The organism is Brevundimonas sp. FV1ps31S, from assembly GCF_058681265.1.
On record NZ_CM178735.1, the window covers coordinates 927,066 to 942,245 of the forward strand.

The following is a 15,180-nucleotide window of genomic DNA, read 5'->3' on the forward strand; positions in this document are numbered from 1 at the left end:
CGGTTCTATGAGCGTGGCTTCCGTGGTCTAAGGGCCGGATGAAGCCGATTTTCCAGCTCGCCCTCGTCGCCCTCGTCCTGTCCGGCTGCAACGCCGGGCGTTCCGCCATGGGCGGGGCCGAGGAGATCGGCGCCGGATTTGGCGAGGCCGTCACCGCGCCGCTGGATGATTTCAATCTGCGGCGGCAGTTGATTCCGACGGTGCTGTTGCAGGCCGAGGCCAATCCCTATGATCTGCGCAATCTGAACCAGTGCACGACCATCGGGGCGGAGGTGGCGCGGCTGGACGAGGCCCTGGGGCCCGACACGGACGAGCCGCCGCGTCAGGACGGGTCGTACGCCAGCGAACGGGCGGCCGATGCGGCGGCAAAGGCGGCGCTGGACGCCATTCGCGGCGCCACCACCGACTTCATTCCAGGACGAAGCTGGATCCGCCGGCTCAGCGGGGCCGAACAGCATAGCCGCCATGTCCAGTCGGCCATCCAGTCGGGACGGATGCGGCGGGCCTTTCTGAAGGGGATCGGCATGCAGAGGAACTGCGCTCCCCCGGCTGCGCCGAGCTGGTTCCGGCCGAAGCGGTAGGGGCGGCTTGGCCGTTCGCCCCTCGACCGACGGGATCTAACGTCTGCCCGCAGGCCGGCGCTTGTCGGTGCGATCACCTCTGATCTGAACCGCGCCGTCCTTGGTGAAGGCCTCGAAGGAGGATTTGTCGATGTTGCGGAACTCGCCGGTCCGGTCCCAGTCCCAGTCGAAGGAGATCCGTTCGCCCTTGTGCGCGAACTTGCCGGACCAGTGGGCGAAGAAGGAATATTTGTCGCCGCCGATGATGACGACATGGCGGTGCAGGGCCGTCTCGTTCCCCGCGTCGCGGGGCGGCTCTTCCAGATAGGTGCTGTAGGCGTGGAAGCCTGACTTCTCGATACGCATCAAATGGTTCCGGGGGTCAGTTCGACACATGCCGCGCGTGGAGGTCGCGGCGGAACTGTTCGAATCGGCCTTCCGAGATCGCGGCGCGCATGGCGGCGGTCAGGGCCTGGTAGAAGGCGATATTGTGCCAGCTGAGCAGGACCTTGCCGAGGATTTCGTCGGCGCGGATCAGGTGGTGCAGATAGGCCTTCGAATACTGCGACGACGGGCCGTCGATCGCGGGGTCCAACGGATCCTGGTCCTCGGCGAAGCGGGCGTTCTTCAGGTTCAGCGGACCCTCCCAGGTCCAGGCCTGGCCGTGGCGGCCGGCGCGGGTGGGCAGGACGCAGTCGAACATGTCGACGCCGCGATAGACGGCCTCGACCAGATCGACCGGCTTGCCGACCCCCATCAGATAGCGGGGACGGTCGGCGGGCAGCATTTCCGGGGCGTAGTCCAGCACCGCACACATGGCCTGGTGGCCCTCGCCGACGGCGAGACCGCCGATGGCGTAGCCGTCGAAGCCGATCTCCTGAAGCTGATCCGACGACTGGCGACGCAGGTCCTCATAGGTCGAGCCCTGCTGGATGCCGAACAGGGCCTGGTTCTCGCGCTCGCCGAACCGGGCCTTGGAGCGGGCGCCCCAGCGGATCGACAGCTCCATGGCTTTCTGGGCGGCGTCCCGCTCGGCCGGCCAGGAGACGCATTGGTCAAGTTGCATCGAGATGTCGGCGCCGATCCGGTCGGCCTGGATCTCGATCGAGCGTTCGGGCGTCAGGACGTGTTTGGAGCCGTCGATATGGGAGGAGAAGGTCACGGCCTCCTCCTTCACCTTCGAGATGCCGGCCAGGGACATGACCTGGAAACCGCCGCTGTCGGTCAGGATCGGCTTGTCCCAGCCCATGAATTTGTGGAGCCCGCCCAGACGCTCCATCCGCTCGGGGCCGGGGCGCAGCATCAGGTGATAGGTGTTGCCCAGGAGGATGTCGGCGCCGGTCGCCTTGACCTGGTCCACCGTCATCGCCTTGACCGTGGCGGCCGTGCCCACAGGCATGAAGGCCGGGGTGCGGATGTCGCCGCGCGCAGTCTTCAGCACGCCGGTGCGGGCGCGGCCTTCAGTGGCGGAAATCTCGAAGGGGAAGGGCATCAGGCGATCAGTCGTTCTAGCCGTTCGATCCGCGCCAGATCCTTGGGGCGGCCGAACAGGCGGTAAAGGGCGATATGGTCCCGGATGTCGGGCACGAACAGCGGGACGTCGTCGATGAAGACCGGACGGCGCGACGTAAAGGCGACCGGCCGCCATTCGGCGCCGTCGCGGGTCTCGAGCCCGGCCATGACCTCGACCAGGATCGGCTGATCCGGGGCGCGGCCGAAGACGGCGGAGCGGAACAGGCCCTCGCCCGGATCGGCCACGACCTGTCCGTCCAGGGCCGCCAGCAGGGCGCGGGCGTCGCGCGGGGCGCACAGGACGTCGATGTCGGGCACATGCAGGTCGGTCAGGCCGTAGAGGGCCATGGCGGCGCCGCCGAAGATCCACCACGGCTGATCCAGATCGCGCGCGGCCTCGCCGACGGCGATCAGGCCGTCCTGAAGGTCTTGCGGGAGATCGAGGTCGAAGTCGTCGGGGCTCACGGGGCGATCTTTCGTCAGGGGACGGCATTTAAGGGTTTGGGCGAGGGAAGGCTACAGGGCGAGCGGAAGCGACGACGCGCTTTCGCTGCGAAGTTGGAGGCCCATCGCGAGTGGAGGGCAGGACGGAGCGCCGGGCCTCGCCCGGGATGGATTAGTTTTTACCGTTTCGACGAAGACAGACGCTCCGCACGCAGGGTGTTTCTGCCGGCCGGGGATATTGAAGCGGCAGTTGTGATGCCTCTTCCCCAAGGCCTGCGTCAGGTCGGCGATCCCTGCGAAGGACCGTCCCGAGTGCGACCGGGTTCCTAACCCCGTGTCCTCCGCCGACGTTTCTGCGCGGGATGAGCCCACCGATGCACCGTCATGCGGCGCGGGGGGATCCCACCCCCGCCCCTGATCCCTACGCTCCCGCCGCCGCAAGGTCGCAGGCCTTACGAGCCCTCCTAGCGACGAGACCGGGGAGGATTATGCGCGGGTTTTGAGGGGTGATTAGAAGTGGGGGGTGAGATTCTGTTAGAGCGTTGAATTCCTTGAGAGCGAGGCAGCGTCATTGTGCGCGCTGGCTCACCTCCCTGCGCGCGAAGGCGCGCGGGGAGGTAAGTTCGGCACAGAAGACCTTCCCCCGCTTGCGGGGGAAGTGTCAGGCCGTGGCGCGCAGCGACACGCCTGACGATGGGGGAAGTCTTACTTCAGGCGACACTCCCCCCTCCGAGCCTGGTCCGCTTCGCGGACGCCGGCCCACCTCCCCCGCAAGCGGGGGAGGGTCTGAGGAGCAAGTCACCTCTCCGCGCGCGAAGGCGCGCGGGGAGGACAGGTCGCGCTTGCGACCAGGTGGGGGCGACTCCGGCGGTGGTGATGACCACGCCAGCGTCTGGCGCCGAGTCGCCCTCTCCTGGCGCTCGCTGACGCTCCCGCCTGTCCTCCCCGCCGGCCTTCGCCGACGGGGAGGTGAATGTGGCGGTCACAGACCTTCCCCCGCTTGCGGGGGAAGTGTCAGCTCGTCGAGCGGAGCGAGACGGCTGACGATGGGGGAAGTCTTCCTTCAGGCGACACTTCCCCCTCCGAGCCTGGTCCGCTTCGCGGACGCCGGCCCACCTCCCCCGCAAGCGGGGGAGGGTCTGAGGAGCAAGTCACCTCCCTGCGCGCGAAGGCGCGCGGGGAGGACAGGTCGCGCTTGCGACCAGGAGGGGGCGACTCTGACGGTGGTGATGACCACGCCGACTTCTGACATCGAGTCGCCCCCTCCTGGCGTTCGCTGACGCTCCCGCCTGTCCTCCCCGTCGGCCTTCGCCGACAGGGAGGTGAGTGCGGCGTCAGCCCCGCGTCTGGTCCCAATACCGCACCGCATCGGCGTCGCGGGCCGACAGGTCGGGGTAGGCGGGGTCGGAGCCGACGTCGGGCACTCGCCGCCAAGAGCGGGCGCATTTAGGGATGTCTAGCTTTTCAACGGTTGGCCAAACTCGCTCGTCATCCGACCGTACAGCCGCCAAATCGTCAGGATTGTTGCCAACTCCTTCGTAGATCTTAGCGCTACTGGTCCTGAAAACTTCTGCAGAATCTAGACCCAAGAATGCTCTGTAGAGCTCGGGATCATCAATCCAAACAGTAATGTGAGCATCAAGCGCGCCTCCGATAATCTTTTGGCCACGCTTCAGTTCGAGGGCGTCATTGCACACTGAGATGACCCGCTGAACCGCCGCCCACCGCTTTTTCTCTTTGTCATTCTCCCACTCAGCCGGCGTCTCCGGGATCACCCGCGCGCAGTTCGTCCCACCCTCAGGGAACCGCGTCGTCCAGGCCTCTTCCATCGTGAACGGCGTCAACGGCGACAGCCAGGCGGTCAGGCGCATGAAGACCGCGTCCATCACCGTCCGGGCCGCGCGGCGACGCATTTCATCGGGGCGGTCGCAGTACAGGCTGTCCTTGCGGATGTCGAAATACAGGGCCGACAGGTCGTTGGAGCAGAACTCCAGCACCGGGCGGACCACGTCCTGGAACCGGTATTCGGCATAGGCCTGGCGCACATGGGCGTCCAACTCCCACAGGCGGTGCAGGACGAACTTCTCCAGCGGTGGGAACTGGTCGTAGTCGGTCAGACGCTCGGCCTCGTCGAAGTCGGCCAGGGCGCCCAGCAGATAGCGGACGGTGTTCCTCAGCTTGCGATAGGCGTCGACAGTGGTCTGCAGGATCTGTTTGCCGATCCGCTGGTCCTCGGAATAGTCGACCAGCGACACCCACAGACGCAGGATGTCCGCGCCGCTCTCCTTGATGATGGTCAGGGGATCGGTCGTATTGCCCTTGGACTTGGACATCTTCTCCCCCTTCTCGTCGAGGGTGAAGCCGTGGGTCAGGACCGCCTTGAACGGCGCGCGGCCACGGGTGCCGCAGCCTTCCAGCAGCGACGACTGGAACCAGCCGCGGTGCTGGTCCGAGCCTTCCAGATACAGGTCGGCGGGCCAGTGCGCCGGGCGGTCGCCCGTATAGCCGTGCTCGGGCAGGCGCGGGTCCAGGGTGAAGGCGTGGGTCGAACCGGAATCGAACCAGACGTCCAGGATGTCCTCGACCTTTTCATACCGGGCCGGGTCGTGGGCGCCCAGGAAGTCGGCGTCCGGCGCGGTGAACCAGATGTCGGCGCCGTGTTCGGCGACGGCCGAAACGATCCGGGCGTCGACCTCGGCGTCATGCAGGGGCTGGCCGGTCTGTTTGTCGATGAACATGGCCAGCGGCGTGCCCCAGGCGCGCTGACGGCTGACCAGCCAGTCGGGACGGCCCTCGACCATCGACCGGATGCGGTTGCGGCCGGCGGCGGGGTGGAAGGCGGTGTCGTCGATGGCTTTCAGCGCCGTCTCGCGCAGGCTGTCGCCCGAGGCCAGGGACTCGTCCATGCGGATGAACCACTGCGGCGTATTGCGGAAGATGATCGGCGCCTTGGACCGCCAGCTGTGCGGATAGGAGTGTTCCAGCCGGCCGCGCGCCAGCAGATTGCCGGCCTCGATCAGCTTGTCCATCACGGCGCCGTTGGCGGGACCGAACTTGCCGGTCTTCTTGCCCTCGGTCTCCAGCACCTTCAGCCCGGCGAACAGGGGAACAGAGGGGTAATAGGCGCCGTCCGGATCGACCGTGTCCGGCACCTCGTGATGACCGTGGGCCTTCCACACCTCGAAGTCGTCGGCGCCGTGGCCCGGCGCGGTGTGGACGAAGCCGGTACCGGCGTCGTCGGTGACGTGGTCGCCGGCCAGCAGCGGCACGGAGAAGCCATAGCCGCTGTCCAGCGCCGCCAGGGGGTGGGCGCATTCCAGGCCCGACGGATTGATGTCGTAGACGCGGGTCCAGGCGGCGATCTTGGCGGCCTTGAACACATCCTCGGCCAGCTTGTCGGCGACGATCAGGCGGTCGCCCGGCTTGGCCCAGGGCGCAAACTCCAGCCCCTCTTCCATGGCCGTGACCTCATACAGGCCATAGGCGATCTCGGGGCCGTAGCTGATGGCCCGGTTGGCCGGGATGGTCCAGGGGGTCGTGGTCCAGATGACGATGGACGGGGTGCTGCTGCGGAAGGCCAGCAGGTCGTCGGGATGGTCGTCGGACACGCCCGTGACCGGGAATTTGACCCAGATCGTGGGGGAGACATGGTCGTGGTATTCGATCTCGGCGTCGGCCAGGGCGGTGCGCTCTACCGGCGACCACATGACGGGCTTGGAGCCGCGATACAGCTGGCCGGAGTTCTTGAACTTATGGAACTCGGCGACGATGGCCGCCTCGGACGTGAAGTCCATGGTGGCGTAGCGGTTGGCGAAGTCGCCGGTGATGCCCAGGCGTTTGAACTGGTCGCGTTGCAGGTCGATGTATTTGCCCGCGTATTCGCGGCAGGCGGCGCGGAACTCGTCCTTGGAGACCTCGTCCTTGCGGCGGCCCTTGGCGCGGAACTGTTCCTCGATCTTCCACTCGATCGGCAGGCCGTGGCAGTCCCAGCCGGGGACATAGTCGACGTCGTAACCGAGCAGGAACCGGCTGCGGACCACGAAATCCTTCAGCGTCTTGTTCAGCGCATGGCCGATGTGGATGTCGCCGTTGGCGTAGGGCGGGCCGTCGTGCAGCACATAGAGGGGCGCGTTTTCGGATTGCCGCTGCGCCCGGAGGCGCCCGTACAGGTCGCCCCACTGCTCCAGGATCAGCGGCTCCTTCTGCGGCAGGCCGCCCCGCATGGGGAAGGGCGTCTCGGGCAGGAAGACGGTGTCGCGATAGTCGCGGCCGGAGGGGGTGTCGGTTTCGGTGACGGGGGCGTCGGCCATGGAAAGTCTCGGCGTCGTGGGGGTGAGCGTTCGCATCTTCGTTCGCCCTATCGCGCTTCGCGCTGCTTGAGGGCGGCATCCTTCGCCCCAGGGGGCGGTCGTCCCGGCGTGCACGGGGCCATGGGCCCTAAAGCGCTACGCCGGGCGGCTAATCGAAATCAGGCGAAGAAAGACGCGGACGGTCATTGTGCGGGCGGTCTAGCAGACGGATGCGGCATTGCGCCATCCCGAACACCGCCTCGTCTCAACGGAAACGAAAGGCTTTTGGGGTCTTGGTTAAGGTTGGATCGTCCGGAAGTCTGTTCGGGCGACATGAGAATTCGTTCGGGAGTCCCGCCGATGCGGCAGCGGATCAGGAATTGGATGTTGGGTCTGGCGGCCGGCGTGGCCGTGCTGGGCGCAGGGAGCGCCGCCCTGGCGCAGTGCTCCAGCGGCTGCACCCCCGACCCCTGCACCTCGTGCCAACCGCCAGAGCCTCCGACGCCCCCCTCCTGCGGCGGCGGCGGATCCTGCGGCGGCGGGAACGGCGGCTGGAACTCGAACACCAACGTCAATGTGAACGTCAACGTCAATGCGGGCGCCAGCGCCAATGCGGTGGCTGGGGCGAACGCCGGCGCGCGGTCCTATCTCAATGCGCGGGCGGGCGGGTTCTCGGGCAGTTCCGGCGGGGGCGGCGGCGCGGCCTATGTGACCGTGGACCAGCCCTATCCGACCACCATCCAGGGCCTGGCCGTCGAAGGCCTGGTGCAGACCGTCCGCACGCCCTTCACCGCCTATCGCCGCATGATGAAGCGGGTGGTGATCCAGGCCGTCTGCATCGATGACCGCCAGGTGCCGCACCCCGCCTCTCAGGTCCGGCCGGATCGCGAGATCGCGGAGGGATATGAAGGCGAGCTGTATCGCTGCCTGGCGGGCACCTGGCTGCAGGCGACGCTCGCGGACTATCAGGGCGAGATCAAATTCGACCACGGCGAGACCCTGACCTGCAGGAAGCACGAGGCGCTGTGGTTCGGCGGGGAGGGGCGGCTGGAGTGCCGGCCCGAGAAGCCCGAGCGCGACTGCAACGAGCGGTCGCTGCTGCGGCGCTACGGGGCCGGGGTGAAGATCCTGACGATGTACCGCGAGGAAGAATACACCGAATACCGCGAGGAACAGGTCCAGAGCGCGACCGTCATCACCGGGGCCATCACCCTGGACGGCGGCGTCGGCGGCCGGGTGTTCTGAACCGGACCTGACGCGACCCGTTCACGCCCGGCTCAGGCCGCGTAAAGCAAGATAAGACCGTCGGCTCTCCGTCGACGATCCTGACGACTGGCCCCGGTTCGCAAGAACCGGGGCCTTTTTCGTCGCGTGGGCCCTATTGGGCGTTCAGCTTGTCGGACACGATCTCGAGGCGCCAGGCGGTGTCGGGCTTCAGATACTGTTGCGCCAGACGTTGCAGGTCGGCGGCGGTGACCGCCTCCAGCACCGCGATATTGTTGCGGGTCTGGTCCAGCGAGGCCGGGTCGGACTGGGCCTCGGACAACTGGGTCAGCCAGTAGCCGTTGTCAGCCATGCTGCGGCGCAGGCGTTCGACGGCGGGACGGCGGGCGCGGTTCAGCTCGTCGTCGCTGACGGGGGTGTCGCGCAGGTCGGCGACGATCTGGTCGACGCTGGAGAACAGTTTGGCCAGGGACTCCGGCGGGGTCTCGGCGCCGACGGAGATATAGCCGTAGCCGGGGAAGACGCCGGAGACGCTGGAACTGGCGTTGGGGGCGTAGGCGATGCCCTGTTTCTCGCGGATCTCCTCGTTGACGCGCAGTTGCAGGACCTCGGACAGGATCGCCAGCTGACGCGCCGTGGTGCGATCATGGATCTGGTCGGTCGTGGGCCAGGCGACCAGGCCCAGGGCCTGTTCGGCGGGGCCTGTGTGCGTCAGCCGGACCGGGGTCGCGGTCGGGGCGGGGAAGCGACGCTGGTCCGAGCCGGCGAGCGGGGCCGGCGCCTCGCCCCGCGCGGGCAGGGCGCCGAAGGTCGAGGCCACGGCGGCGACGACGGCGTCCACATCGACATCGCCGACGACCGTGATCTCGATCGGACCCTGGGCCAGGGCCGAGCGGACGCCGGACCGGATGTCCTCGATGGTCACGGCGGCGACCTGCGGGGCGGTCGGGGAGGTCTCGCGCGCATCGCCGCCAGCCAGCAGGCCCGAGCCGTCACGCTGGAAGACGCCGCGCGGCGTGGCCGCGAGCTGGTCCAGGATCTGCGGGAACAGGGCCTGGGTCTGCAGGAAGGGGGCGGCGCGCAGGCCCGGATCGGTCAGATAGGCGGCCAGAACCTGCATCTCCAGCTGGAGATCGGCCGGCTTGGTCGCGCCGCTGAAGACATAGGCGTCGGTCGTCTGCGACACGTTCACGCTGTAGGTGCGGCCGCTGAGGGTGCGGTTCAGCTCGTCCACGCTGAGCTTGCCCAGCCCGCCCGGCCCCATGACCGTGCTGGCCATGCTCATGGGCGAGAAGGCGTCGGCGGGCAGGCCCAGTTCGCCGATGCCGGTGCGGGCGCTGACCAGGATCTGGTCGTCGCGGAAGTCGGTCTTCTTGATGTTGAGCCGGACGCCGTTGGGGAAGGCGACCAGGACGGCGCCGAGGTCGGCGACCTCGGTGCGGCTGGAGGGGACGCCCGGCGCACCGAAGTCGGCATAGGGCCATTCGAGCTGGGCCTGGGCGGCGGGCGCCTCGACCGGAACCGCGCTGGACGCCGTCAGGGCCGCGGTCACGGCCGCTTCGCCGCCCTCGACCGGAACGGGGCTGGTGAACAGGAGCAGCGGCCCCTGGCCCTGGAACACGGCCGCGGCGGCCTGATCGACCTGCGCCACCGTCAGGCCTTCGACCGCCCGGTTGAACAGGTCGAGATTGGCCTGGGGCGTGGAAAAGACCTGGTTGTCGTTGACGGCGCCGAGCAGGCCGGTGGCCAGGGCCGGGGTGGACCGGGTCGCGGCGGCGGCGACGGCGTTCTCGAGCGACGTCCGCGTATCGGTGATCTCGCGCTGGAGTTCGGCCTCGGTGACGCCGAACTGCGCCAGGCGACGGCTTTCCTGTTCGACGGTCTCGAGCGCGCGCTTCCATTCACCGGGGTTGAAGGCCACCGCCAGGGTGCCGGCGTCCAGACTGTCGAACAGCGACTGATAGCCGGCGCCGGCGCCGAGGAAGGGCGGATTGTCGGCCCGCGCCATCTCGCCGAGGCGGCGGTTCAGGACGGCCAGGCCCAGGCCGCGGCGGATGTCGGCGGTGCGTTCGGCGGCGGTGTCGGGGTCGAGATCCGGCGTCTTGATCCAGTTCAGCTCGATCCGGGACTGGACGCCGGGTTCGACGATGATGCTGGTCTCGGGCGCGCGGGCGGCGACGACGCCCAGATCCGGCTCGGCCCCGTCGGCGGCCTTGGGCGTCCAGTCGGCGAAGGCCCCGCGAATCCGGGCCTCCATCGCGTCCACGTCGAAGTCGCCGACGGCGATGAAGGTGGCGCGCGACGGACGGTAATAGGCGTCATAGAAGTCGACGAACCGCTGGCGCGGCGCCGTGCGGATGATGTCCAGATCGCCGATCGGCAGGCGTTCCGACAGGCGCTGGCCGGGCGCCAGCAGGGCGAGCTGGGTCTTCAGCACGCGGAACTGCGGCGTGTCGCGCAGCCGTTCCTCGCCGACGATGACGCCGCGCTCGGCGTCGATGGCCTCCGGCGCCATCAGGGCGGCCGACATCATTTCGCGCAGGATGTGCAGCGAGGCGTCGACCGTCTCGTCCTGGGTGTTGGGCAGCTCCAGCATATAGGCGGTCTGGTCGAAGCTGGTGAAGGCGTTGGTGTCGGCCCCGAAGGCCAGACCCAGGCGTTCGAGGATGCGCAGCATCTCGTTCTCGGGAATCTCCTGGGTCCCGTTGAAGGCCATATGCTCCATGAAGTGAGCCAGGCCCTGCTGGTCGTCCCGCTCCATCAGCGAGCCCGCGTCGATGCGCAGGCGGAACGACGCCTGTCCGGGCGGGGTGGCGTTCCTCAGCAGGGCGTAGCGCATGCCGTTGGGCAGCAGGCCGTAACGGACGGCGGGATCGGCGGGGATGTCGCTGGTCGCCTGGGCCCAGGAATCTGAGGGGGGGACCTGGGCCTGGGTTTGTGTGACCTGAGCCTGAGCCGTGGCCTGGGCGGCGGGCGCGAAGGCCAGGACGGGGGCGGCGAAGGCCCCGGTCGACAGGGCGAGGGCCGAGGCCGCAACCAGCAGCAGGCGACGTGCAGAACGCATGAGATTACTCCGAAAGACCGCAACCCCCGATGGAGCGGCTGATGTCTGGAGTAGGGGAGGGCGGGGGCGAGGGCAAGGCGACGATTGGCCTCGCTTCCACAGCACAAAAATCCCAAGCTTCTTGTTTTGCCGAGGAGGTGAGAACACGGATATTTGAGGCGGGTAAAATGTCTTATGGGTTGTGCTGGATGCACCCTAAGGGTGATGTTGACTTCACCCGCGCATTTGCGGGTTAGGAGAAAGCAACCATGAAACGCAAGATCATCGCTTCTCTGGCCTCGGTGGGGCTGATGACTGCCGCGCTCGGCCTTCCAGCAGCAGCGTGGGCGGAAGCCCAGACTGCGGCCGCCGCAGCCGAAGTGTGCTGGGACGTCCCCTTCACGGATTGGGAAATCTGTGTGACCGTCCGCCCCAAGTAACTCGCGCCTAACGGGCGGATATCGGTGGGAAGGGCGCCCTTCCCACCCACCTGCATCTTAACGAGGCCTCTGTGGCGAAATACATGTTTGGCCGCGTTCTCTTATTCGCGGTGCTAGCGGGTTGCTCTGCCCCTTCTGCAGCGCAGACTTGGAATGTCGGCGATCTTCAGGGGTCATGGTCTCTTATTCTTAAAACTGACCCTTCACGCGGCGCGCGTATTCGCATCACCCCAGACGAAGGCGGTGTGGGCGCGCGAACCGTGACCTCCCAGACCTTCGCCCTCGATGTGTCGGTCCGTGATGGCCAAATCGCCGGTTGTAGGTTGAACCCCGGTGCGGGTGACGACCGCTGTACAATTCGAGACGGAGTATTTTACGTTGAGACAGCCGATCCTTCTCGCCCCGCAATCGTCTTTGCGTTGGAAAGGCGCACGGCGACTCGATTTGAGGGCGGCGCTGCACTGAACCTGCCGTTCTTCGGACGTCAAACGGTTGGTTCCGCCGTCATGGTCAGGGTGCGCTGAGGTGTGGTTACGCCTTTTCCGCGGCGTTCGCCGACGGCCCCGAACGACGCTGGCCATTGGCCTCCTTCTCATTGTTGCGGGCGTCCTAATCTCTGCCAGCATCCCGGCGCGTGTAGACTATCGCTCTGTTCCTGCTGCGCGCGGCGACATAATCGAGACGATTGTCGCTAGCGGAGTGCTGCAGCCCGAGAGGACGGTCGAGATAGGCGCGGAAGTTTCCGGTGTCGTGCGAAGCGTGGACGTGGACTTCAATGAAGTCGTGAGAACCGGGCAGGTTCTCGCGACGATCGACAGCGCGCAGATCGAGGCGCAAGTAGCGGATTCTCTTGCCGGCCTGGATGTAGCAGAGGCCGCCGAGATCGAGACCTCTGCGGCCGTCCGGCGCGCACAGGCCGCTCGCGATCTTGCGGCCCTTGATGAACGCCGCAAAGCTGTTCTCCTCGAGCGAGGGTTTCTCAGTCAGCAAGCCTATGACCAGGCGCGCAATAGTCTCCGCCTTGCCGCGCGCGATGTGGATGCAGCTGAGGCGCGCAAAAATTCGGCCGGCGGCAACGCCCGCCGCGCGGCGGCTAGCCTCGCTCGTGTTCGAACCGAGCGGCTTAAGACCGTGATCGTCGCTCCGATTGATGGAGTAGTGATCAGCCGCAAGATCGAGCCCGGTCAAACCCTAGCCTCGTCCTTCCAGACGCCCACTCTGTTTGTCATCGGGTCGACGCCTAGTCAGATGGTCCTGCTCGCCTCGATCGATGAGGCGGATGTCGGCAGAGCTCGGGCGGGGCAGTCGGCGGTATTCAAGGTCAGCGCCTTTCCGGGCCGAACATTCAGCGGCATTGTCAGACAAGTCCGGCAAGACCCTGTTAAGGAAGACGGCATCACCAGCTATGTGGCCGTTATCGCGGTCAATAATCCAGATTTGGTCCTGTTGCCGGGCATGACCGCCTCTGCGGAAATCGCCACATCTGAGAAGCGTGGCGTGGTCACGGTCCCTACCGAAGCGCTTGATTACGAGCCGTCGCCCGGCGGGGGAATCCCAAAGGTGTCCATTGCTGTACGCCGCAAGGGCGAGGCCGCCGAACCAGTGGCCGTGCCGAGAGCGGTGCGCGTAGCCAATCCCGACGGCACGCTGTGGCGTATCGATCCGGACGGCGGCCTGTCTCCAGTTCACGTCCGGCTTGGCGCGAGGAGTAGCCGGGGAGTTGAAATTCTTGAGGGCGATGTGAAGCCGGGCGATGCTTTCGCAGCCGAGCTTTAGGCATGTCGTGCGCTTTGGAAGCCCGCTCGATTTCCAAGTCTTATCGTCGGGGAACCGAAGTGGTTCGGGCTGTGGTCGATGTCGACCTAAGCCTCCAGCCTGGTTCTATGACGGCGCTTGTCGGACGTTCAGGGTCTGGAAAATCGACGCTGCTTCAGATTCTCGGCTGTTTGGACACGCCCGATAGTGGCGTGTTGACGATCAATGGTCGCGATGTCACGGGCGCCGCTCCCGCGACCCTCGCGCGCATTCGGGGCGCGGAGATCGGCTTCGTCTTTCAGCATTTCAGTCTACTGCCGCGCGTCAGCGCGCTTGATAACGTGGGGCTGCCCCTGGTCTATGCTGGCGTAGCCAAGGCGGAGCGCCGCAGCATAGCTGTCGCCGCCCTGGAGCGTCTCGGTCTGGGGGAGCGGCTTCTGCATACAGCCGCCGAACTGTCCGGCGGCCAGCAGCAGCGGGTCGCGATCGCACGGGCGCTGGTGCGGGATCCCGCAATAATCCTGGCGGACGAGCCGACTGGAGCGCTGGACGAGACCTCGGCGCGAGACCTGCTGGAGATCCTCCGGAGGCTCTGTGACGAGGGCGCGACGATGCTGATCGTCACCCATGACGCCCAGGTGGCGAGCTACGCCGATCGCGTTTTGGAAATGCGGGACGGACATCTAGGGGAGCGCCGACCTTGACCATGTTCGAGCGCCTGGCGTGGAATCTTGGCGTGTCTTGGGATGCGCTTTCCACGCATCGCAGCCGTTCGATCCTGGCGACATCAGGCATCGCGATCGGCATTGCCTCGGTCATCATGATGACCGCGATCGGCGCGGGCTTGAAGGCGCAGATCTCGTCAGGCGTCAGCGCCCTGCGCGCCAATACCGTATTTCTTCTGCCCGGCGACGCCGCGACAGCTATCCGTCCACGCGACGCCCGTTTGGGCGTGGGCGATCTTCGCATCGCAGCCGCCCTGGGCGGGGATGCGTTCGACGCCTCCGGGCAACTCCGAAGCCGGGCTTTGGCGCAGAACGGCGGGGCTTCGAGCACGGTCGATGTGGTCGGAGCCGACGTCGCCTATGCGACCATTGCAGCACTTACGCCCGACAGTGGACGCTTGCTCAGCAGCGACGATGTCGATGCGGCGCGAATGGTGGCCGTCATCGACACGCTCGTCGCGTCCGATCTGTCGCGGTCTTCGCGCGCTGGGGGGCAGATCTCCATCGCCGGACGGCCATTCACCGTGATCGGCGTCATCAAGGCTCCGCCGGGCGCAGGCGGCGGAACTGTCATCATCCCGGTGTCCACAATGCGTCAGCGCATCCCCGGCGCGGCCTCGCGACCGGGCGAGTTGACGTCCATCATGGTCGGAATCAATCCGGGCAGCGACGGCGAGGATGTCGCGGCTGATCTCGCCGCTGGTCTTCGTGTCTCGCGGCGTCTCAGTCCGGGCGAAGAATTGCCGCTACGAATCTCCACCTCTGCTGAGTTCGCGCGTCAAGCCGAGGGCGTCGTCACCGCCTTGCAGGCGGGGCTCATCGCCATCGCCTCGATCAGCCTGTTTGTGGGCGCTATCGGGGTCATGAACATCATGCTGGTGGCGGTGCGGGAGCGCACGTCGGAAATCGGGTTGCGTCTGGCCGTCGGCGCAACGCCTCGTAACATTCTGGACCAATTTCTCACCGAGGCGGCGCTTCTGTGCCTGATCGGCGGGTTGATCGGCGTAACGGTGGGAATCGCCGCCGCCGGCGCGATCTCGGCCGTGTCGGGTTGGCAAGCCTGGCCTTCGCCCTTGGCTGTGGTCGTTGCGATTCTTGTTTCGGTCAGTGTCGGCATGATCGCCGGCCTGGCTCCGGCTCGGGCGGCAGCCGCCCTTCCGCCGATCGTGGCGATCCGGCGAGAATAGC

The 15,180-nt window shown here is 66.8% G+C and carries 11 protein-coding genes; 6 read left to right on the forward strand and 5 right to left on the reverse strand.

The window, feature by feature from the left end; all coding sequences use genetic code 11:
- Positions 1-38: 38 nt before the first annotated feature.
- Positions 39-581 (forward strand): hypothetical protein, encoded by a 543-nt coding sequence (locus tag ACVPT3_RS04315; RefSeq protein ID WP_492042970.1) that lies wholly within the window; start codon positions 39-41, stop codon positions 579-581.
- Positions 582-617: 36 nt separating this feature from the next.
- On the opposite strand, the gene ACVPT3_RS04320 is transcribed toward ACVPT3_RS04315, so the two are convergent.
- From ACVPT3_RS04320 to ileS, 4 genes are all read right to left on the reverse strand, one after another.
- Positions 618-926 carry a hypothetical protein gene (locus ACVPT3_RS04320; protein WP_492042971.1) on the reverse strand — a complete coding sequence of 103 codons (309 nt, stop codon included), beginning with the start codon at positions 924-926 and terminating at the stop codon, positions 618-620.
- 16 nt (positions 927-942) lie between these two features.
- On the reverse strand, positions 943-2,055 hold the full coding sequence (tgt, locus tag ACVPT3_RS04325) for a tRNA guanosine(34) transglycosylase Tgt (protein WP_492043787.1): 1,113 nt from the start codon (positions 2,053-2,055) through the stop codon (positions 943-945).
- Positions 2,052-2,537 (reverse strand): hypothetical protein, encoded by a 486-nt coding sequence (locus ACVPT3_RS04330; protein WP_492042972.1) that lies wholly within the window; start codon positions 2,535-2,537, stop codon positions 2,052-2,054. Before ACVPT3_RS04330 ends, tgt begins: the two co-directional genes overlap by 4 nt.
- A 1,313-nt stretch (positions 2,538-3,850) precedes the next feature.
- Positions 3,851-6,826 carry an isoleucine--tRNA ligase gene (ileS, locus tag ACVPT3_RS04335; protein WP_492042973.1) on the reverse strand — a complete coding sequence of 992 codons (2,976 nt, stop codon included), beginning with the start codon at positions 6,824-6,826 and terminating at the stop codon, positions 3,851-3,853.
- Positions 6,827-7,165: 339 nt separating this feature from the next.
- On the opposite strand from ileS, the gene ACVPT3_RS04340 reads away from it, so the two are divergent.
- The gene (locus ACVPT3_RS04340; RefSeq protein ID WP_492042974.1) at positions 7,166-8,050 is read left to right on the forward strand and encodes a hypothetical protein; all 885 of its coding nucleotides are present in this window, start codon (positions 7,166-7,168) and stop codon (positions 8,048-8,050) included.
- 133 nt (positions 8,051-8,183) lie between these two features.
- Here ACVPT3_RS04340 and ACVPT3_RS04345 read toward each other — a convergent pair whose 3' ends face one another.
- The gene (locus tag ACVPT3_RS04345) at positions 8,184-11,093 is read right to left on the reverse strand and encodes a M16 family metallopeptidase (RefSeq protein ID WP_492042975.1); all 2,910 of its coding nucleotides are present in this window, start codon (positions 11,091-11,093) and stop codon (positions 8,184-8,186) included.
- A 248-nt stretch (positions 11,094-11,341) separates the two neighbouring features.
- Between ACVPT3_RS04345 and ACVPT3_RS04350 the strand changes: the two genes are divergently transcribed.
- The 4 genes from ACVPT3_RS04350 to ACVPT3_RS04365 all read left to right on the forward strand — a co-directional run bounded on the left by ACVPT3_RS04350 (position 11,342) and on the right by ACVPT3_RS04365 (position 15,179).
- Positions 11,342-11,512: a hypothetical protein gene (locus ACVPT3_RS04350; RefSeq protein ID WP_492042976.1), complete on the forward strand. Its 171-nt coding sequence runs from the start codon at positions 11,342-11,344 to the stop codon at positions 11,510-11,512.
- A gap of 525 nt (positions 11,513-12,037) precedes the next feature.
- Positions 12,038-13,288 (forward strand): efflux RND transporter periplasmic adaptor subunit, encoded by a 1,251-nt coding sequence (locus ACVPT3_RS04355; protein ID WP_492042977.1) that lies wholly within the window; start codon positions 12,038-12,040, stop codon positions 13,286-13,288.
- A gap of 2 nt (positions 13,289-13,290) precedes the next feature.
- Positions 13,291-13,971 (forward strand): ABC transporter ATP-binding protein, encoded by a 681-nt coding sequence (locus tag ACVPT3_RS04360; RefSeq protein WP_492042978.1) that lies wholly within the window; start codon positions 13,291-13,293, stop codon positions 13,969-13,971.
- A 2-nt stretch (positions 13,972-13,973) separates the two neighbouring features.
- Positions 13,974-15,179, forward strand: a complete 1,206-nt coding sequence (locus ACVPT3_RS04365) for an ABC transporter permease (RefSeq protein WP_492043788.1) — start codon at positions 13,974-13,976, stop codon at positions 15,177-15,179.
- Position 15,180 lies beyond the last annotated feature (1 nt).